20 protein-coding genes are annotated in these 18,031 nt (G+C 60.1%); 15 read left to right on the top strand and 5 right to left on the bottom strand.

All coding sequences use genetic code 11. The features are described from left to right. The first annotated feature begins 113 nt into the window (after nt 1-113). The 9 genes from NA8A_RS03215 to NA8A_RS03180 all read left to right on the top strand — a co-directional run bounded on the left by NA8A_RS03215 (nt 114) and on the right by NA8A_RS03180 (nt 7,690). On the top strand, nt 114-821 hold the full coding sequence (locus NA8A_RS03215) for a metal-dependent hydrolase (RefSeq protein ID WP_009755917.1): 708 nt from the start codon (nt 114-116) through the stop codon (nt 819-821). Nucleotides 822-981: 160 nt separating this feature from the next. Next, nucleotides 982-1,269, top strand: coding sequence for an Asp-tRNA(Asn)/Glu-tRNA(Gln) amidotransferase subunit GatC (gatC, locus tag NA8A_RS03210; protein WP_009755916.1), 288 nt, complete (start codon nt 982-984; stop codon nt 1,267-1,269). Between the two features lie 75 nt (nt 1,270-1,344). Continuing rightward, nucleotides 1,345-2,826: an Asp-tRNA(Asn)/Glu-tRNA(Gln) amidotransferase subunit GatA gene (gatA, locus tag NA8A_RS03205; protein WP_009755915.1), complete on the top strand. Its 1,482-nt coding sequence runs from the start codon at nt 1,345-1,347 to the stop codon at nt 2,824-2,826. 49 nt (nt 2,827-2,875) lie between these two features. After that, complete coding sequence (locus tag NA8A_RS03200) at nt 2,876-3,685, top strand: YdcF family protein (RefSeq protein ID WP_009755914.1); 810 nt, start codon at nt 2,876-2,878, stop codon at nt 3,683-3,685. Nucleotides 3,686-3,948: 263 nt separating this feature from the next. Next, entirely contained in the window at nt 3,949-4,080 is a 132-nt protein-coding gene (locus tag NA8A_RS25635) for a hypothetical protein (protein ID WP_276274343.1), read from the top strand. Between the two features lie 236 nt (nt 4,081-4,316). After that, nucleotides 4,317-5,717 carry an L-serine ammonia-lyase gene (locus NA8A_RS03195; protein WP_009755913.1) on the top strand — a complete coding sequence of 467 codons (1,401 nt, stop codon included), beginning with the start codon at nt 4,317-4,319 and terminating at the stop codon, nt 5,715-5,717. Between the two features lie 45 nt (nt 5,718-5,762). Further along, nucleotides 5,763-6,197, top strand: a complete 435-nt coding sequence (locus NA8A_RS03190; RefSeq protein ID WP_009755912.1) for a DUF1489 family protein — start codon at nt 5,763-5,765, stop codon at nt 6,195-6,197. 66 nt (nt 6,198-6,263) lie between these two features. Next, a complete protein-coding gene (locus tag NA8A_RS03185) occupies nt 6,264-6,998 on the top strand; it encodes a hypothetical protein (protein ID WP_040671759.1) in 735 nt (244 codons plus the stop codon). Continuing rightward, nucleotides 6,995-7,690: a DnaJ domain-containing protein gene (locus NA8A_RS03180; protein WP_009755910.1), complete on the top strand. Its 696-nt coding sequence runs from the start codon at nt 6,995-6,997 to the stop codon at nt 7,688-7,690. Before NA8A_RS03185 ends, NA8A_RS03180 begins: the two co-directional genes overlap by 4 nt. Nucleotides 7,691-7,732: 42 nt before the next feature. On the opposite strand, the gene NA8A_RS03175 is transcribed toward NA8A_RS03180, so the two are convergent. Beyond that, nucleotides 7,733-9,091 (bottom strand): D-alanyl-D-alanine carboxypeptidase, encoded by a 1,359-nt coding sequence (locus NA8A_RS03175; RefSeq protein WP_009755909.1) that lies wholly within the window; start codon nt 9,089-9,091, stop codon nt 7,733-7,735. A 340-nt stretch (nt 9,092-9,431) separates the two neighbouring features. Here NA8A_RS03175 and clpS point away from each other — a divergent pair, with 340 nt between their 5' ends. The 4 genes from clpS (at nt 9,432) to NA8A_RS03155 (ending at nt 13,457) form a co-directional block, all read left to right on the top strand. Further along, the gene (gene clpS / locus NA8A_RS03170) at nt 9,432-9,761 is read left to right on the top strand and encodes an ATP-dependent Clp protease adapter ClpS (protein WP_009755908.1); all 330 of its coding nucleotides are present in this window, start codon (nt 9,432-9,434) and stop codon (nt 9,759-9,761) included. Nucleotides 9,762-9,769: 8 nt separating this feature from the next. Then, the gene (clpA, locus tag NA8A_RS03165) at nt 9,770-12,244 is read left to right on the top strand and encodes an ATP-dependent Clp protease ATP-binding subunit ClpA (RefSeq protein ID WP_009755907.1); all 2,475 of its coding nucleotides are present in this window, start codon (nt 9,770-9,772) and stop codon (nt 12,242-12,244) included. A 104-nt stretch (nt 12,245-12,348) separates the two neighbouring features. Beyond that, on the top strand, nt 12,349-13,113 hold the full coding sequence (locus tag NA8A_RS03160; protein ID WP_009755906.1) for an AzlC family ABC transporter permease: 765 nt from the start codon (nt 12,349-12,351) through the stop codon (nt 13,111-13,113). Continuing rightward, the gene (locus tag NA8A_RS03155; RefSeq protein WP_009755905.1) at nt 13,110-13,457 is read left to right on the top strand and encodes an AzlD domain-containing protein; all 348 of its coding nucleotides are present in this window, start codon (nt 13,110-13,112) and stop codon (nt 13,455-13,457) included. The genes NA8A_RS03160 and NA8A_RS03155 overlap by 4 nt, the downstream gene beginning before the upstream one ends. Before the next feature lie 61 nt (nt 13,458-13,518). Here the strand turns inward: NA8A_RS03155 and NA8A_RS03150 are convergent, their stop codons facing one another. After that, nucleotides 13,519-13,944 carry an HIT family protein gene (locus NA8A_RS03150; protein WP_009755904.1) on the bottom strand — a complete coding sequence of 142 codons (426 nt, stop codon included), beginning with the start codon at nt 13,942-13,944 and terminating at the stop codon, nt 13,519-13,521. 107 nt (nt 13,945-14,051) lie between these two features. On the opposite strand from NA8A_RS03150, the gene NA8A_RS03145 reads away from it, so the two are divergent. Further along, nucleotides 14,052-14,384 carry an SMR family transporter gene (locus NA8A_RS03145; protein WP_143087896.1) on the top strand — a complete coding sequence of 111 codons (333 nt, stop codon included), beginning with the start codon at nt 14,052-14,054 and terminating at the stop codon, nt 14,382-14,384. 71 nt (nt 14,385-14,455) lie between these two features. Here NA8A_RS03145 and NA8A_RS03140 read toward each other — a convergent pair whose 3' ends face one another. Genes NA8A_RS03140 through NA8A_RS03130 form a run of 3 tightly spaced genes read right to left on the bottom strand, consistent with a single transcriptional unit; the run spans nt 14,456 to nt 16,843 of the window. After that, nucleotides 14,456-15,664, bottom strand: a complete 1,209-nt coding sequence (locus NA8A_RS03140) for a GNAT family N-acetyltransferase (protein ID WP_009755902.1) — start codon at nt 15,662-15,664, stop codon at nt 14,456-14,458. Nucleotide 15,665: 1 nt separating this feature from the next. After that, nucleotides 15,666-16,376 carry a glycerophosphodiester phosphodiesterase gene (locus NA8A_RS03135; protein ID WP_040671756.1) on the bottom strand — a complete coding sequence of 237 codons (711 nt, stop codon included), beginning with the start codon at nt 16,374-16,376 and terminating at the stop codon, nt 15,666-15,668. 2 nt (nt 16,377-16,378) lie between these two features. Further along, complete coding sequence (locus NA8A_RS03130; RefSeq protein ID WP_009755900.1) at nt 16,379-16,843, bottom strand: RidA family protein; 465 nt, start codon at nt 16,841-16,843, stop codon at nt 16,379-16,381. 220 nt (nt 16,844-17,063) lie between these two features. Between NA8A_RS03130 and NA8A_RS03125 the strand changes: the two genes are divergently transcribed. Next, nucleotides 17,064-17,894 carry a cell envelope integrity EipB family protein gene (locus NA8A_RS03125; protein WP_009755899.1) on the top strand — a complete coding sequence of 277 codons (831 nt, stop codon included), beginning with the start codon at nt 17,064-17,066 and terminating at the stop codon, nt 17,892-17,894. Nucleotides 17,895-18,031 lie beyond the last annotated feature (137 nt).

The raw sequence follows: 18,031 nt of genomic DNA, 5'->3' as shown, positions 1-18,031 counted from the left end.
TTTTACCGGAATTGCCTGGACATGGATGATATGTTCTATCGGTGCCAAGGTCGCCGTGAAAGCGCGAACCGCCGAACGGGTGCGCATCCAAGGGACGAAACAGGAGATTTTTGATGAAACTGACCTGGTATGGCCATTCCGCTTTTCGCGTGGATGCCGGCGGAGCAAGCATCCTGATTGATCCTTTTCTGAGCGGAAATCCGTCCTGGGGAAAGGGTTGGGAGGGGCCGGCGGAAGGAATTACCCATCTGCTTCTGACCCATGGGCATGACGACCATCTGGGAGATTCCGCAGAGATTTTGAAGAAGACCGGCGCCATGCTGGTCGCCAATTTCGAGATTTGCAGCTATCTGGTCGGGCAGGGTGCTTCGGGCGAGCGCATCAATCCCGGCAATCATGGCGGTACGGTGGATTGCGGCGGCTTCACCGTCACCTTCGTCAATGCGCAGCATTCCTCCTCCACGGCCGGACCGAACGGGTCCAACACCTATCTCGGCAACCCGGCCGGTCTTATCCTGCATTTCCCGGAGGAAAAGACGCTCTATCACATGGGCGATACGGATATTTTTGGCGATATGGCGCTTATCGAGGAACTGCATCAGCCCGATATCGGCCTTGTTCCCGTGGGGGACCGCTTCACCATGGGGGGAGCGGTGGCGGCCCTTGCCTGCCAGCGCTATTTCAATTTCGAGAAGGTCGTGCCTTGCCACTTTGCGACTTTTCCGCTCCTCGATCCGACGGCGCAGAAATTCGTCGACGGGCTTGCAGGCGGCAAGACCGAGGTGCTTCTGCCCAAGGTCGGCGAAGCCTTCGAGGTGTAGCATTTCCTCTCTGGGGAAGGCGTAGGCGGTTGCGCGCCGCCTGCGCGGCGATTATAGCCGTGACACGATAATCAAGCATGTGTCCGCCGGCTTGCGCCGTGCCCTGCCAGGGCTTGCCGACGAGGTGGAAGGACACAAAGACCGAGTGCCGGAGAGCCCCATGTCCGTGGACATTGAAACCGTAAAGCGCGTTGCACGTCTTGCCCGCATCGCTGTCGATGAAGGTGAAGCCGAGCGAATGACCGGCGAGCTGAATGCCATTCTGGGCTTTGTCGAGCAGCTCGACGAGGTGAATGTTGACGGCATCGAGCCGATGACCTCCGTCATTCCGATGGAAATGCGCAAGCGTGTCGATCAGGTGACCGACGGCAACAAGGCAGCCGACATCGTGGCCAACGCGCCGGCCACGGAAGACAATTTCTTCGTGGTGCCGAAGGTGGTCGAGTAATCGCTCTCCACCGACCGCTCCTGCCCTCGGGGCCAGCGGATTTCGCCCAACGAGTTTTCGCCAAACGGATTTTCCATGACCGAGCTTACCCATCTCACCATCGCCGAAGCACGCGAGAAACTGGCCGCCAGGGAGTTCAGCGCCGTCGAATTGACGGAGGCCTATCTCGGCGCCATCGATGCGGCAAATGAAAAGCTTAATGCCTATGTCGCCGTAACGCACGATCAGGCACGGGCGATGGCCAAGGCGAGCGATGAGCGGCTGGCGAAAAACGAGGCCGGTGCGCTTGAGGGCATTCCGCTCGGCATCAAGGATCTTTTCGCGACCGAAGGCATCCACACACAGGCCGCAAGCCATATTCTCGACGGGTTCAAGCCGCGCTACGAATCCACTGTCACCGCCAACCTCTGGGCAGACGGGGCGGTGATGCTTGGCAAGCTGAACATGGACGAATTCGCCATGGGGTCGTCCAACGAGACCTCCTACTATGGCCCGGTGATCAATCCATGGCGTGCTGCAGGCTCCAACCAGGATCTGGTTCCCGGTGGCTCGTCCGGCGGCTCCGCGGCGGCGGTCGCAGCATTCCTATGCGCGGGCGCCACGGCGACCGACACGGGTGGATCTATCCGCCAGCCGGCAGCTTTCACCGGCACTGTCGGCATCAAGCCGACCTATGGCCGTTGTTCGCGCTGGGGCACGGTTGCCTTCGCCTCCTCGCTCGATCAGGCGGGGCCCATTGCCCGGGATGTGCGCGATGCGGCAATCCTCTTGAAATCCATGGCGTCCGTCGATGCAAAGGACACGACCTCGGTTGACCTGCCGGTGCCCGATTACGAGGCGGCGCTGGGCCGTTCGCTCAAGGGCATGAAGATCGGAATTCCCAAGGAATACCGCATGGATGGCATGTCCGGGGAGATCGATGCGCTCTGGCAGAAGGGTATCGACTGGTTGCGCGATGCGGGCGCGGAGATCGTCGACATCTCCCTGCCTCATACGAAATATGCGCTTCCGGCCTATTATATCGTTGCCCCGGCGGAAGCATCCTCGAACCTTGCCCGGTATGATGGCGTGCGCTACGGCCTGCGCGTGCCCGGCAAGGACATTATCGACATGTATGAGAAGACCCGCGCGGCCGGTTTCGGCCGCGAGGTCAAGCGGCGTGTGATGATCGGCACCTATGTGCTTTCGGCAGGCTATTACGACGCCTATTACCTGAAAGCGCAGAAGGTGCGCACTCTGATCAAGCGCGATTTCGAAGTGGTGTTCGATGCGGGCGTCGACGCTATCCTGACACCGGCGACGCCTTCGGCGGCTTTCGGCGTGGCTGACCAGAAAATGAATGCCGACCCCGTGCAGATGTATCTGAACGACGTCTTCACGGTGACGGTGAACATGGCGGGCCTGCCTGGCATCGCAGTTCCCGCAGGCCTCGACGCGCGCGGTCTGCCGCTTGGTCTGCAACTCATCGGCCAGCCTTTCGGCGAGGAGACCCTGTTCACGGTCGCTCATGCGATCGAGCAGGCTGCAGGCCGCTTCAAGCCTACTCCGTGGTGGTAATCCGCTAGTACGCCGCTGGGCGCGGCATTTCCCGAAAGGCGTGCCGCGTATGTTTCATCTCGTTTCGGCGATTGGGTGGCTTTTTATCCAGCCTTTCGGGCTGGCCATGCTGCTTGTCGGGCTGAGTGTGGTTTTGGCACTCCTGCGTTGGAGAAGGCTCGCCATAGCGGCCAGTTCGATGTCCTTCCTCGTTTTGTTTCTTTCCGGTTGGACGACGCTCGGTGCTCATTTGCTGATTCCCCTTGAGGATCGATTCCACAAGCCGGACCCTGTACCAGGCGAGGTCGCCGGCATTGTCGTTCTGGGCGGGGGGCTGGAAGGCTCGATCAACCTTGCACGCGGTGGCCATGAGCTTAACGCCAGCGGTGACCGTTTTGTGGAAACGGCAATCCTTGCACGGCGTTATCCCGACGCGAAGATACTCGTTTCAGGTGGGCAGGGCGCCGTTTTCCTGAGTGGCGAGGGGGATGCCGATACGGCACCACGCCTTCTCGAAGCGCTTGGCGTCGATCGCAGCCGGCTCATCCTCGAGAACCGCTCGCGGGATACCTATGAGAACGGGCTTTTTTCACGCCAGCTCGTTTCACCGGACGAGGGCGAAGTCTGGCTCCTGGTCACATCCGCCTTCCACATGCCGCGCGCCATGGGTGTCTTCCGAAAGGTCGGGTTTCCAGTCCTGCCATGGCCGGTGGATTATAAGACGGCAGGCAATGAGGGGATCGGTCTTGCGGAAGACAATTCTCTCGATTCCCTGCGCAACGTCTCCGTCGGTATCCGCGAATGGATCGGACTTGCGGCCTACCGCTATGCCGGCAGAACGGAAGCATTCCTGCCCGCGCCGGAGGCATTGGCGGACTGAGTCGTTTGCCGGTTAAAATGGCGGGAATGCTGCGTTGCAGCATGAAATATCCCCATTTCGCCGCAATTGTTGAAAAATTCTTACCGGCATTATCGCATTGATTTTAAATCGTAATTTGTTTTTATGTTAGATCACGAACAGTTACATTGCCGTCATTTTGCCGTTATTTGCTTGCGCAACGCACGCGCAAAGAGTATCACCCTGCGCCACGGCTCAGGCACCGAAACGGTGCGGACACTGGACCTGACAACAACGGGATTTAAATGGACGATATCATCGAGAGATCCTGCTGGGGCGTTGCCGTCAAAGCAGTGATCTGCCTTGCGGCGATCATCTTCATGGCATGGCTGTTCGTGGGCGCCGAAGCGGCTTCGGTCGTTGCGTCGGCCGGCTGATCGGACAAGCTGGTCGAACGAACCGCAGGAAAGATTTCATCTGATTGAAGGGGCGCGGCCTGGGGGCTGCGCCCTTTTTTATCGGGTCCCCTCGGCATTGGCCCACTTTGCTGTGACCTGCTTTGCATTGAACGGACGCTGTTTGGGATTTCATGCGCAGGCATGGTGTTTCCACCCGACGGGAAAATGCTGTATGCCTTTGGCTCGTTCTTTCGATCCATCCCGGAAGCCCGCCAATGTTTCTGTCCGTTTTCGACCTCTTCAAGATCGGTATCGGGCCATCGAGCTCGCATACGATGGGGCCGATGACGGCAGCCGAGCGTTTCCTGCGGGAAATCGACAGCGATGACTGGCCGCGCCCCGCCGGCGCGACAATCGACCGGCTTTCGGTCAGTCTGCACGGCTCCCTGGCCTTCACCGGCATTGGGCACGGAACGGATAGGGCGGTCATACTGGGGCTTGCCGGCTTTACGCCGCTGACAGTCGATCCCGACCGTTCGGACGCGATCATTGAGGCAATTCAGGCCAGCAAGAGCGTGACGCCCGAGGGGCACCCCGCTTACCGGTTCGATCCGCAGGCGGATTTGGTTCTGGACAAGAAAGTCGCACTGCCTGGCCATGCAAACGGGATGGCTTTCAATGCCTTCGATGGTGCTGGGCGGCTTCTCTTACGCCGGATCTATTATTCGGTCGGCGGCGGTTTCGTGGTTTCGGAGGAGGAGCTTCAGAAACTGAAATCCGACGATCGACCGGCGGCAGGGGCCGATGTTCCTTATCCATTTGAAAATGCCAAGACCATGCTCGCCATGGCGCTGGAAAGCGGCCTTTCCATTGCCCGGATGAAGCGAGCCAATGAGGAAACCCGTCTTTCTCGCGCTGAACTCGATCAGAGGCTGGACGACGTCTGGACGGCGATGAATGGCTGTATAGAGCGGGGGCTTTCGCAGGAAGGCATCATGCCAGGCGGGCTCAAGGTGCGCCGCCGCGCCCGCAGCCTCCATGCGCAGCTCGATGAGGAGAGCCGGCTGAACCGGCCCAATCCGCTTGCGGCAAACGACTGGTTGTCGGTCTTCGCCATGGCTGTGAACGAGGAAAATGCCAGCGGCGGACGTGTCGTCACGGCGCCGACCAATGGGGCTGCAGGCGTGATTCCGGCTGTCTTGCGCTACTGGCAGAAGTTCCACATGGAAGCCGACCGGCGCGGCATCCGCGATTTTCTCCTGACGGCGGCGGCCATCGGCGGCATCGTGAAGCATAATGCCTCGATTTCGGGAGCCGAAGTCGGGTGCCAGGGAGAAGTCGGTTCCGCATCCGCCATGGCCGCGGCAGGGCTTGCCGCGGTTATGGGAGGCTCCCCGGAACAGGTGGAAAACGCAGCCGAGATAGCGCTCGAACATCATCTGGGCATGACGTGTGATCCCGTGGCCGGGCTGGTGCAGGTGCCGTGTATCGAGCGCAACGCTCTGGGCGCGGTGAAGGCCGTGACGGCGGCCTCCCTTGCGGTCAAGGGAGACGGGCATCACTTCGTTTCCCTCGATGCGGCCATCGAGACCATGCGTCAGACAGGACATGACATGAACGAGCGCTATAAGGAGACGAGCCTTGGCGGCCTTGCCGTCAATGTCGTGGAGTGCTGATCGAGGCGGCTTGACCTTGCCGTGTCGAGGGCCGACATTCCAACCATGTCTCTCAATCTCATAAAACTGTGCGTCGGCTGCGAGAGCGTCGAGGATCTGGAAGGATGGATCACACTGCGCTTGCGTGACAAGGCGGCGCGTGGCGAGCCGGCGGAGCAATTCCACACCACCCGGATGGTGCCCAAGCGTGTTGAGGAACTGACCGACGGTGGTTCTCTCTACTGGGTCATCAAGGGAACGGTGCAATGCCGGCAGCGCATTCTAGATATCAGGCCGTTCCGGGACGGTGAGGGTATTTCGCGATGCTATCTGGTTCTTGAACCGAAGGTCGTCCGCACCCAGTATCAGCCGCGCCGCGCGTTCCAGGGCTGGCGCTATCTGGATGCGAAGGAGGCGCCCGCCGATCTCGGAACGGATTCTTCATCGGCGGAAATGCCTCCCGAACTGCGGCGGGAACTCGCTGAACTGGGACTTTTATAAAGACCGGGAATGCGGGTGCGCGCCGTGGGGCTTGCAAGCTTCCGTGCTGCGCCACATCTTCGTGTCATGAGCGATCACAAGACACCCATATCCCGGCCGGACGCCGCGCGAGGCGTGGAACGGCAGAAATCCACCTCCGATGCCATCGAGGCATTCGTCCGGCAGGCACGCGCCATGGCGCCTGCGAGCGGGGAGGGTAGCGGGCGGCTGGTGCTTGCGCTCGATGCCACAATGAGCCGGCAGCCCACATGGGACATGGCCTGCCGGTTGCAGGCAGAAATGTTCGATGCGGTCGGAAAGGCTGGCACGCTGAACGTCCAGCTCGTCTATTTTCGCGGTTACGGCGAGTGCCGGGCGTCGCGCTTCGTGCGCGATACCGATGCACTCAAGACGTTGATGACGAAGATCGATTGCAGGGGCGGGCAGACGCAGATCGGCAAGGTTCTTTCGCACGCTCTCAAGGAAACGGGGCGTGAGAAGGTGCAGGCGCTGGTCTATATCGGCGACGCCATGGAGGAAAATGTCGATCTTCTTGCCGACAAGGCAGGGCGGCTTGGCCTCGCCGGAACGCCGGTCTTCGTTTTCCAGGAAGGTCGGGACTCCTCGGCTGAAACCGCCTTTCGGGAAATCGCGCGCCTGTCGCGTGGGGCATGGTTCCGCTTTGACCGCAACTCGGCTAGCGAGCTTGGCCGGCTATTGTCAGCCATTGCCGTTTATGCCACCGGCGGCCTGAAAGCGCTGAGCGCACGTGACAGGCCAGAAGACCGGATTCTCATCGAGCACCTTGGCGGCAAGCGATGATCTATCCCTTCGTCTTCTTTGCGATCGTCCTTCTGCTGCTGATTGCGGCGATGGGGTTTCTGAAGGCGGATGCCCGCGCGCTTGCCGGGTCATTGAGGTTGATCGGGCCTTTGATCGTCGGTGCGGTCGGGGTTGTGATGATGATTGCGGGGCGGGCGGGCCTGGGCGGCATGCTTCTGTCGGCGGCAGTGGCGTGGTTTGGATCGGGCCGTATGCGCCGACATGCAGGGCGCAGCCGGGGCCAGAAATCGCAGGTTCGTTCAGCCGCGCTTGAAATGATGCTCGATCACGACAGCGGTCGTCTTTCCGGATTGGTTCTTGCCGGGAGGCATGAAGGAAAACAGCTCGGCGAAATGTCTCTCGCCGAGCTGCTCGATCTTCATGCGGAACTCGCCACGGATGAGGAAAGTCTGCGCCTACTTGAGGCTTATCTTGACGGCGAGTTTCCCGTCTGGCGCGACGGCTCGAAGGCGGATGCTGACCGGGGGCAGGGAGCTGCGGCGGGCTCTGGCCCCATGACCGAGGAGGAGGCCTATGAGATCCTTGGTCTTGAACGTGGAGCGACCGTTGCGCAGATCCGAAAGGCTCACCGCCGCCTGATGCAGCGCGTTCATCCCGACATGGGAGGAAACTCGTTTCTGGCTGCTCGCATCAACCAGGCGCGCGACGTTCTGCTCGCCAATCATCACTAATTCTCCCGGACGCATTACACTCTCAAGAGCTGAAATTGCGGATTACTGCTGCGTGGCATAGCAGGCGATGTTCTTCTTCTTCAGTGAAGCGCAGGCTCCCCAGGCTGCGGACTTGCTGGCAAATCCAACGAAACGGGCGCGGTAATAGCGCGTGCCGCCTTTGTCGAAGGTCTCCGTGATCGGTACGGCGCTGGCCAGAACCTGCGGGGCCTTCTTTTCAGTCTCTGCAAGGAAGACAATTGCTTCGTCTTCGCTTCCGAGCGAGGCGACCTGAATGCTCCAGCCGCTGCCCTTCGAGGCGCTTGCTGTGGATGCGGTGGGCATCGGATCGACGCGTGCGACGACCTCCTTTGGACGCGGGGCAGGTGCTGCCGCCGCAACGGCTGCAGCAACGGAACGAGGCTCTTCTTCCGAAGCGTAGGCGGTCAGGGTTTCGATTTCGGGACGATCTGTCGGAACCGGAACGCGGCTTCCTGGAACCATCGAAGCGAAGGCCGTGCGCGCGCCGCCGGGGGCCCTGGCGATCAGCATGCGGTCGCGACCCGTCGAGGCTTTCGGCAGATAGCGATTGATGAGCTCGACCATCTGGGCATCGCGGGTGCGGGCCGTGCGCCCACCCATCACCACGGCAACAATGCTGCGGCCATTGGCCTGCACGGAGCTGACGAGATTGAAGCCGGAAGCTCGCGTATAGCCGGTCTTGATACCGTCAACGCCCTTCACGCGGCCGAGGAGGTTGTTGTGATTGCCGTAGCGGCGCTTGTTGTAGGTGAAGGAGCGCGTAGAAAAATAGTCGTAGTATTGTGGGAAATGCTCACGCAGTGCGATACCGAGCCGTGCCATGTCGCGCGCTGTGGTCTTCTGGGCGCTGTTGGGCAGTCCATGGGCATTCTTGAAGGTGGTGCGCGACATGCCGAGCTGGCGGGCCTTGCCAGTCATCATGGATGCAAAGCGGGATTCGGAACCACCCAGGAATTCGGCCAGAGCGGTTGCTGCATCGTTTGCAGAGCGTGTCACCAGCCCCCGGATTGCCTCTTCCACGGTCAGGGTCTGGCCGGGCTTAAGGGCAAGGTTGGTCGGCGGTTCGGCAGCTGCATTGCGCGAAACAGGAACGCGGCTGTTGGTCGATATGCGACCTGCCTTGAGCGCTTCGAAGGTGAGGTAGAGCGTCATCATCTTGGTCAGCGAGGCAGGATAACGCAGATCATCTGCGCTCGATTCATAAAGAACCTCGCCGGTTTTTGCATCCATCACCAGACCAGCATATTTCGAGTTGGCCGATGAGGGGGCAATGCCGCTGGCCATCATCAGGCCACACAGGAAGAGTGTTGTCAGAATCTTGATCGAGAAGCGCTCAAGATTCGCAGTAGCAACTAAGCCGTGACGCACAACCGCACCCATTTACACCGATATTTTGCGGCGCCCGAATTTCGCCGGCGCGCCCTTTCAAGTGAACTTAGTCGGCACGGTGTTACCAATCCGTTTATGGTAAGCGCAGGACTTCGGCGTATCGTTAATTTTTATTCTAATTTTAGACAGGCGCCGGCCAGCGGGACGGATGGCGCTGCGCATTTTCATCCGTTCATCAAATTCGCGGCAAAAGCCGTGCTGCCATATTGTCAGCGGCGGAGAAGGTCTTAAAATTATAAAGTGGATCCCTACATGACAGTGGCTAGGGCTTGGCAAGGAAATGGCATTCTTGAATTCTTTGGTTAAATCCACGAGCCGGTATGGACTGCGTATGCAGGACGGCGAAGACAATGGTGACGGCTCCAATCGGGGGACCGCCGTCATCACGCGTACGAAGCCCAAGACCAAGAAGCCGAGCCTTTATCGCGTGCTGCTTCTGAATGACGACTATACGCCAATGGAATTTGTGATTCACGTTCTCGAGCGGTTCTTCCGTAAGGATCGTGAGGCGGCGACACGGATCATGTTGCATGTGCACAATCACGGCGTGGGGGAGTGCGGCGTTTTCACTTTCGAGGTGGCCGAAACCAAGGTTGCGCAAGTCATGGATTTTGCGCGCCAGCACCAACATCCGCTACAATGCGTGATGGAAAAGAAATGAGGTATTGAATGCCGGCTTTTTCGCAAGGCTTAGAGCGGGCACTGCATCAGGCGCTTACATTCGCCAATGAGCGCCATCACGAGTATGCAACGCTCGAGCATCTCCTGCTGGCGCTGATCGACGACACGGATGCGGCCGCCGTCATGCGGGCCTGCAACGTCGATCTCGATGCTCTGCGCAACACCGTTGTCAAATATATCGATAGCGAGCTCGATAATCTCGTGACCGGTTATGACGATGATTCGAAGCCAACCGCAGGCTTCCAGCGCGTCATCCAGCGCGCGGTTATCCATGTGCAATCCTCTGGCCGGGAAGAGGTGTCGGGGGCCAATGTGCTCGTGGCGATTTTCGCCGAGCGCGAGAGCCATGCCGCTTTCTTCCTGCAGGAACAGCAGATGACCCGTTACGACGCGGTCAATTATATCAGCCACGGCATTGCCAAGCGCCCCGGCAGCTCCGAAGCGCGCGCTCCGCGCGGCGCCGATGAGGACGAGCAGGGAGGTGCTTCGGGTCCCGAGGTCGAAGACACATCCAAGAAGAAGCAGGCGCAGGATGCCCTGTCCGCCTATTGCGTCAATCTCAACGAAAAGGCGCGCTCCGGCCGCATCGACCCGCTGATCGGGCGCACCGACGAGATCAACCGTACGATCCAGGTGCTCTGCCGCCGTTCGAAGAACAATCCGCTCTATGTGGGCGATCCCGGCGTTGGCAAGACGGCGATTGCCGAGGGGCTGGCCAAGCGCATTGTGGACGGCGACGTGCCGGAGGTTCTGTCAGACGCCACCATTTTTGCGCTGGACATGGGGTCGTTGCTCGCGGGCACGCGGTATCGCGGTGACTTCGAAGAGCGTCTGAAACAGGTGGTCAAGGAACTCGAGGATTATCCGGGTGCCGTACTCTTCATCGACGAAATCCACACGGTGATCGGTGCGGGAGCGACGTCCGGAGGGGCGATGGACGCCTCCAACCTCCTGAAGCCTGCCTTGTCTTCAGGGGCCATCCGCTGCATCGGCTCGACCACCTATAAGGAATTCCGCCAGTTCTTCGAAAAGGATCGGGCGCTGGTGCGCCGATTCCAGAAGATCGACGTGAACGAGCCGACCGTCGAGGACGCCATCGAAATCATGAAGGGGCTGAAGCCTTATTTCGAGGACTTCCACAAGGTTCGCTACACGAATGAAGCCGTGAAGGCGGCGGTCGAGCTTTCAGCCCGCTATATCAGCGATCGCAAACTGCCTGATAAAGCCATCGACGTGATCGACGAATCGGGCGCTTCGCAAAAGCTTTTGCCGGAAGCGCAGCGCCGCAAGACCATTGGTCTCAGGGAGATCGAAGCGACCATCGCCACCATGGCGCGCATCCCGCCAAAAACCGTCTCGGCAGACGACGAGAAGGTGCTTGCCGGCCTCGAAACCGAGCTGAAGCGGGTCGTCTACGGGCAGGAAGCGGCCATCGATGCGCTCGCCTCGGCGATCAAGCTGGCGCGGGCCGGCCTGCGCGAGCCGGAAAAGCCCATCGGTTCCTACCTCTTCTCCGGGCCGACCGGCGTCGGCAAGACCGAAGTCGCCAAGCAGCTTGCCGCCTCGCTCGGTGTCGAGCTCCTGCGCTTCGACATGTCGGAATATATGGAGCGCCACACCGTGTCGCGCCTGATCGGTGCGCCTCCGGGCTATGTGGGCTTCGACCAGGGCGGTCTTCTGACCGATGGCGTCGATCAGCATCCGCATTGCGTGCTTTTGCTCGACGAGATCGAAAAGGCGCATCCCGATCTGTTCAACATCCTGTTGCAGGTCATGGATCACGGCCAGCTGACCGACCACAACGGCAAGAAGATCGACTTCCGCAACGTGATTCTCATCATGACCACGAATGCGGGAGCCTCCGACCTTGCGAAACCCGCTATCGGCTTTGCGACCTCAAGGCGTGAGGGCGACGATATGGAGGCGATCAACCGGCTGTTCACGCCGGAGTTCCGCAACCGCCTCGATGCGATTATTCCATTCGGGGCGCTTCCGGTTCCGATCATCCATCAGGTCGTGCAGAAGTTCGTCATGCAGCTTGAGGCGCAGCTCGCCGAGCGGGGTGTCACCTTCGACCTTTCCGATCAGGCCATCGCATGGCTTGCGGACAAGGGCTATGACGAGCGCATGGGTGCGCGTCCGCTCGGCCGCGTCATTCAGGAATACATCAAGAAGCCCCTGGCTGATGAAGTGCTCTTTGGACGCCTCAAGAAAGGCGGCACGGTACGGGTAACGGTGGAAACCGGTGAAACGGGCGAGAGCAAGCTGAAACTCGAAGCGGTTCCGGACGATGCTCTCATTGCGCCACGTGACGAGGTTTCGGAGAAGAAGAAGCCGAAAGCCAAGGCGAAACCGGCCGCCAAGAAAGCCTCAAAACCGAAGACGACGGCTGCCAAGCCAAAGCCGAAGCCAAAGGAACCACCCAAGCGCAGCCTTGTGCCGCAATTGCCGCGAAAAAGCTGATCCGGATTTCAGGTTTGGCCCAATTTCGAAGGTGCAGGTGCCCCAAGGCCCTGCACCTTCGTCATATCGCGCAAGGCCCCGGGCTGTGCTAGGTCCGTGGTTCGATGAGTGATAACGCAAAATCCGAACCGCAGCGCGCCGAACATCAGCAAGGCGAAGGACGGGCCTATTGGTATCTGCGCGGCGTTCTGCGCAGTTTTTCCGTTCCCGGACTTGTGTTGACCAGCGCTTTCATAGGGTTTGCCAGCCTGGCACGCGATGCCGGGCTATCGCTTGTGCAGACTGTTTTCATGACGGGAATGATCTGGGCACTGCCGGCCAAGGTTGTTCTCGTTGGCGCCATCCTGGCAGGCAGCAGCCTGCCGGCCACAGCACTTGCGGTGGCGCTTTCCTCGGTTCGGCTTGCTCCAATGGTGGTTGCGCTGATGCCCGAGATGCGGACGCCGCGGACCAGGCCCTGGGTGCTCTATCTCCTGTCGCATTTCGTGGCGATCACTTCGTGGGTGCTTGCCATGGAGAGCCTGCGTTCGGTGCCGCGTGAGATGCGGACCACCTATTATGCGGGGCTGGGGTCGACACTTGTCCTGGCGAATATGATCGTCGTGGCGCTTGTCTTTCTTCTCGCCTCGCATCTGCCGCCGCAGGTTTCAGCGGCCCTGTTCTTCCTGACGCCGATTTACTTCCTGACCTCGCTTTGGGGCTCGGCGCGTGAGCGGGCAGGGCATGTGGCGATGATACTCGGCCTTGCCAGCGGTCCGCTCTTTCGCCTGCTGATGCCGGGCTTTGAACTGCTTGCTGCGGGATTGATCGCCGGCGGCGCGGCTTATGCCTGGCACAGGGCGCAACGCCGCAAGGAGGTCGTCGGATGAGCTTCGATGCCATCGACACATGGTGGTGGCCATTCGTGTTCATCCTGATTGCGGGCTGGGCCGCGACGGATGGGTGGCGTTTCCTCGGTGTCTATCTTGGCGGCAAACTGTCTGAGGAATCGGACCTTCTGGTCTTCGTGCGCTGTGTCGCGACGGCGCTCGTGGCGGCGGTTATCGCCAATCTGGTGGTGTTTCCGGGCGGGGCGCTTGCCGATTCGCCGCTGCTTCTCAGGATCGTGGCGGCAATCATCGCCTTTTCCGCCTACCTCCTGACCAGGAAGAACATTCTTCTTGGAATTCTGGCCGGGGAAGCCGTGCTTCTTTCGGGCCTTTTCCTGCTGTAGAGCGCCGTTCGCCGCACCGGAACACGGCGCTCCATCTTGATTTATTCAGCGTTGCCGGAGGCTACAGGGCAGCGCGGATTTTCTCGGCCTGCTGCGCGAGAACGCTCTGGTCCGCCATTTCGCCTGTGTGCGGGCGCAGCGCTATGCCCTCGAAACGGGGGATGACATGGACGTGCAGATGAAAGACCACCTGGCCGCCGGCGGCTTCGTTGAACTGCTGTACCGTCAGCCCGTCGGCATCGAAGGCTTCCTTGGCGGCACGTCCGAGTTTCTGCACGGTGCGCATGACGGCGGCCAGGCTGTCGGGCGCGACGTCGAGAATGTTGCGTGAAGGTTTCTTGGGAATCACCAGAAAATGGCCGTCGCCACGGGGCATGATATCCATGAAGGCGAAGGTCTCATCGTCCTCGTAGAGCTTGTGGGACGGCAGTTCACCGCGCAGAATCTTGGCAAAAATATTGTCGTTGTCATAGGCGGTGGTGCTCATGGAAACCTCTTGTCTCACGCAGTTGCAGCGACATAATTCTGGGATAGCTTGCCGCCGTCAATGTCATCCATATCGGCGATTCGCGCCGTTTGCATCACGAAGGGGCGGTGGTGACCTATCTTTATCTCATCATGGCTATCGCATTCGAGGTTCTTGCAACGAGCCTGTTGAAGGAGACGCAGAGTTTTACCCGTCTTCTGCCTTCGATCATGACGTTGGCGGGCTATGGGGCCGCTTTCTTTTTCCTGTCGCTCACCTTGCGGGCACTGCCTGTCGGCGTCGTCTACGCGATCTGGTCGGGGGCGGGAATCGTGTTCATATCGGCCATAGGCTGGATATGGTTCCGGCAGGCTCTGGACGCGCCGGCCGTGATCGGCATGGGGCTGATCGTTGCCGGTGTGGGCGTCATCAATCTCTTTTCGAAGGCAACGCCGCATTAGCGCAGATTCATAGATCTACGGCGTCCGATGACATGGGAGGGCATCGTCTGCCATTCGATGCGGTGGAGCCCTCAGCCTTTGCGAAAAGGTGTGTGGTCGGCGAGGATGCGGTTGAATTCCGCAACGTCCTCGCGCTCACTTTCCAGATATTCAGCGACCGCACGGCGAAGGCCGGGATGCGGAATGTGATGGGCCGAACGTGTGATCACCGGTTCATATCCCCGCGCGAGCTTGTGTTCTCCCTGCGCGCCGGCCTCCACGGTCGAAAGGCCGCGGGCGATGGCAAATTCTATGGCCTGATGATAGCACACCTCGAAATGCAGAAATGGATGGTCCTCGATACAGCCCCAGTTGCGGCCATATAGAGTGTCGGAGCCGATGAAATTGATGGCGCCCGCGATATAGCGCCCGTTGCGCCTGGCCATGACGAGCAGGATGTCATCGGGCATGCGCTCGCCGATCAGGGAGAAAAAGCGCCGGTTCAGATAGGGGCGGCCCCATTTGCGGCTGCCGGTGTCCATGTAGAAGGCGAAGAAATCGTCCCACACGGCTTCGGAGATGTCGCTACCCGTCAGCCAATCGATCTCTATTCCGTTTTCGAGCGCGGTGCGCCGCTCCTTTCTCAGCGCCTTTCGCTTGCGCGAGGCGAGCGTTCCTAAGAAATCCTCGTAGTTTTCGTAGCCACGGTTGAAGAAATGGAACTGCTGGTCCACCCGCATCAGAAAGCCGGCTTCGCGAAGAGCCGCAATATCCTTGTCGGCGGCGAATGTGACATGGGCGGAGGAAATGCCCAGACGACCCGTCAGCGTCTTGATGCCTTCGGCAAGCGCCTGCCGGACGGCATGGGGTTCCACGTCTGTGCGGACCAAGAGGCGCGGTCCACGCGCCGGCGTGAAGGGGACGGAAATCTGGAGCTTTGGATAATACCGTCCGCCGGCACGTTCGAAGGCATCGGCCCAACCGTGGTCGAAGACGTATTCGCCCTGGCTGTGGGACTTCAGATAGGCGGGAACGGCCCCGAGCAACGTTCCGTCTCCGGCCCGCAACGTCATGTGCTGGCCAAGCCAACCCGTTTCACGAATGGCGCAGCCGCTATCTTCGACAGACGACAAAAAAGCATGCGAAACAAATGGGTTATAAGGTGTTTCAGAGATATTTCGCGAAGCGCCCGACAGCGTGTCCCAATCGGCTTTTGGGGTGTCGGAGAACTGCGCCGAGACGGTCAGCGTGATGTCGCCGGAGGCGGGGGCATCGTTCCCTTCGGGCGCGTCTGAACTCATGTCAGGGGCGAAACCCTTCAAAGGTCATCTGATCGGCCTGCTCCCGGGTGAGCGTAACAGCCTCCGGGGTCCTGACGGTCCATGTGATGACGGGCATGGACAGGCGCTCGCGGACAAAGGTTACAAATGGATTGGGTAATTCCATGACGTGATAGGAGACGAAGGAGATGCCCGTGGCAAGCATTGAAAAATGTGCCTCGATGGCATCGCCTTTATGCCCCTCGGCCGTGAGACCGCGGGGCAGGCTGGGGGCAAGGCGTGCCATGTCTCGCAGGAGCCGATGCTCGAAAGACATTATCGCAGCCTTGCCGCGATAGGCTTCAAGGGTTTTCGCCACCTCCGCGACAAGCGCCCCGTCATGTCCTTCCGATCCCTTCAGTTCGATGACGAGCGGCACCCGGCCATCCACGAGCGCCAGTGCCTCGCGGAGGGTCGGAACGTGGTCCCTCGTGCCGCCGATGGGGAGATTCGCGAGCTGATCGGCGCTCCTCCCATGGATAAACCCTTCCTCGCCGGTCAGGCGCTTCAAAGCGTCATCGTGAAAGACCATCGGCACCCCGTCTGCCGAAAGGTGGACATCGCACTCGATTGCGTAACCGTTCTCAATCGCGTCCGAGAAGGCGCAGAGCGTGTTCTCCCAGCACGACCGGTTCATGTCGTGCAGGCCGCGATGGGCAATCGGGCGTGCCGTCAGCCAGGAAAGATCGCTCATCTTCATGCGATCTCGATAATGGCCTCGATTTCGACCGGTGCGTTCATCGGGAGGGCGGCAACACCCACTGCAGAACGAACGTGCCGGCCACGCTCGCCGAGCGCTGCGACGAGGAAATCCGAAGCCCCGTTGGCAACCAGATGATGGTCGGTGAAATCCGGCGTGGATGCCACGAAAACGGTGATCTTGACCACACGCTTGATGCGCTCCAGATCGCCGAGTGCGGCCTTGGCCTGGGCCAGAATGTTGACCGAGCACCATTTGGCCGCGAGTTTGCCGGCTTCAACACCGAGCTCCCGCCCCAGAAGCCCCATGGCCATGAGCTTGCCGTCCTTCACGGGCAGCTGTCCTGACGTCATGATAAGAGAGCCTGTCTGGGCAAAGGGGACATAATTGGCTACGGGGGCTGCGGCCTCCGGCAGTTCCACGCCAAGTTCCAGCAGCTTTTTCTCAATCGTGTCAGCCATGATCTACTCCTGTTCGGGGACGACGGGCTCATCGGCGCAACGGCAGCGGACGGGCCTTGCATTCGGGGCGACTATCGAATCCCATGGTGATGATGTCGAGCGTCTTGATGGAGGAGGTTGCATATTTGCCTCGCTTCCGCCACGACTCTGCTTCAATGAGTTGCATTCCTGCATCGGCCGCGTGCTTTCTGGCCGTATGCAATCCTACCGGAGGTGTTTCATGCGCGTTTTGCGCTTGTCGTTCTTGTCCCTTGCCGCGCTTTGCGGCCCCTTCGGTTCCCTTTCTTTCGCAGGACCCGGGCTTTTGGCGCACCGGGCGGTCTATGATCTGTCGCTTGGCGATGCGAGCGACCGGTCCGGCATAAACGGTATCTCCGGTCGCATGGTCTATGAGTTCACGGGATCAGCTTGCGAGGGCTATTCCACGACGTTCCGTTTCGTCATGCGGATCGAGACCGATGAGGCGACGCGCCTTTCCGACCAGCAGACCACCACTTTCGAGGATGCCAAGGGCGAGACGTTCCAGTTCGTCAACAAGACCTACCTCGACAACACGCTCGACCGGGAGGTGAGGGGTGTCGCCAGGACAGGCAAGGACGGCACGGATGTTGATGTCTCCAAGCCTGAGAAACGCAGTTTCAAGCTGGAGCCCACCCAGTTTCCGGTCACCCACATGAAGGAAGCCATCGCCAAGGCCAAGGATGGCGGTGGGTTCTACCAGACCACACTCTATGACAGTTCGGAGGATGCTGACCGCGTGATGCTGACCGCCGTAACGATCGGCAAGGCACGTGGTGTGGCAAAAGACGATCCCGAGCGGGAAGCGGCGGCCGTCCTCAAGGACGGAACCTATTGGCCGGTTACCATTGCCTATTTCGATCCGACCAAGGATCGGGGTGAGGAAACGCCCGAGTACGACATCAGCTTCCTGATGCATGAGAGCGGCGTGACGCGCGACCTGAACATGAATTACGGCGAGTTTTCCATCAACGGGAAGCTCGTGGATCTGACCCTTTTCGACCAGAAAGACGGGGTGTCCTGCACCGAGTAGGGCTGCCTGTGTCGCTGCAGTGCTTCGCCTCGTCTGCGACCCAAAGGGTGCTTTTCCTGTTCCCGCTTGGCGCGCTCATGCGGCATTATTGCGATTTCAACTGGCCGCAAAATACGGCAAGCCTTGCATTGTGCGCC

The organism is Nitratireductor indicus C115, from assembly GCF_000300515.1.
Lineage (GTDB): Bacteria > Pseudomonadota > Alphaproteobacteria > Rhizobiales > Rhizobiaceae > Nitratireductor > Nitratireductor indicus.
The sequence above is the reverse complement of the archived record's forward strand: the minus strand, read 5'-3'. Positions and strand labels throughout refer to the sequence as shown.

Coding starts and splice junctions, on each gene's coding strand:
- NA8A_RS03215 (WP_009755917.1), top strand. CDS start 114: ATGAAACTGACCTGGTATGGCCATTCCGCTTTTCGCGTGGATGCCGGC.
- gatC (WP_009755916.1), top strand. CDS start 982: ATGTCCGTGGACATTGAAACCGTAAAGCGCGTTGCACGTCTTGCCCGC.
- gatA (WP_009755915.1), top strand. CDS start 1,345: ATGACCGAGCTTACCCATCTCACCATCGCCGAAGCACGCGAGAAACTG.
- NA8A_RS03200 (WP_009755914.1), top strand. CDS start 2,876: ATGTTTCATCTCGTTTCGGCGATTGGGTGGCTTTTTATCCAGCCTTTC.
- NA8A_RS25635 (WP_276274343.1), top strand. CDS start 3,949: ATGGACGATATCATCGAGAGATCCTGCTGGGGCGTTGCCGTCAAAGCA.
- NA8A_RS03195 (WP_009755913.1), top strand. CDS start 4,317: ATGTTTCTGTCCGTTTTCGACCTCTTCAAGATCGGTATCGGGCCATCG.
- NA8A_RS03190 (WP_009755912.1), top strand. CDS start 5,763: ATGTCTCTCAATCTCATAAAACTGTGCGTCGGCTGCGAGAGCGTCGAG.
- NA8A_RS03185 (WP_040671759.1), top strand. CDS start 6,264: ATGAGCGATCACAAGACACCCATATCCCGGCCGGACGCCGCGCGAGGC.
- NA8A_RS03180 (WP_009755910.1), top strand. CDS start 6,995: ATGATCTATCCCTTCGTCTTCTTTGCGATCGTCCTTCTGCTGCTGATT.
- NA8A_RS03175 (WP_009755909.1), bottom strand. CDS start 9,091: ATGGGTGCGGTTGTGCGTCACGGCTTAGTTGCTACTGCGAATCTTGAG.
- clpS (WP_009755908.1), top strand. CDS start 9,432: ATGCAGGACGGCGAAGACAATGGTGACGGCTCCAATCGGGGGACCGCC.
- clpA (WP_009755907.1), top strand. CDS start 9,770: ATGCCGGCTTTTTCGCAAGGCTTAGAGCGGGCACTGCATCAGGCGCTT.
- NA8A_RS03160 (WP_009755906.1), top strand. CDS start 12,349: ATGAGTGATAACGCAAAATCCGAACCGCAGCGCGCCGAACATCAGCAA.
- NA8A_RS03155 (WP_009755905.1), top strand. CDS start 13,110: ATGAGCTTCGATGCCATCGACACATGGTGGTGGCCATTCGTGTTCATC.
- NA8A_RS03150 (WP_009755904.1), bottom strand. CDS start 13,944: ATGAGCACCACCGCCTATGACAACGACAATATTTTTGCCAAGATTCTG.
- NA8A_RS03140 (WP_009755902.1), bottom strand. CDS start 15,664: ATGAGTTCAGACGCGCCCGAAGGGAACGATGCCCCCGCCTCCGGCGAC.
- NA8A_RS03135 (WP_040671756.1), bottom strand. CDS start 16,376: ATGAGCGATCTTTCCTGGCTGACGGCACGCCCGATTGCCCATCGCGGC.
- NA8A_RS03130 (WP_009755900.1), bottom strand. CDS start 16,843: ATGGCTGACACGATTGAGAAAAAGCTGCTGGAACTTGGCGTGGAACTG.
- NA8A_RS03125 (WP_009755899.1), top strand. CDS start 17,064: ATGCGCGTTTTGCGCTTGTCGTTCTTGTCCCTTGCCGCGCTTTGCGGC.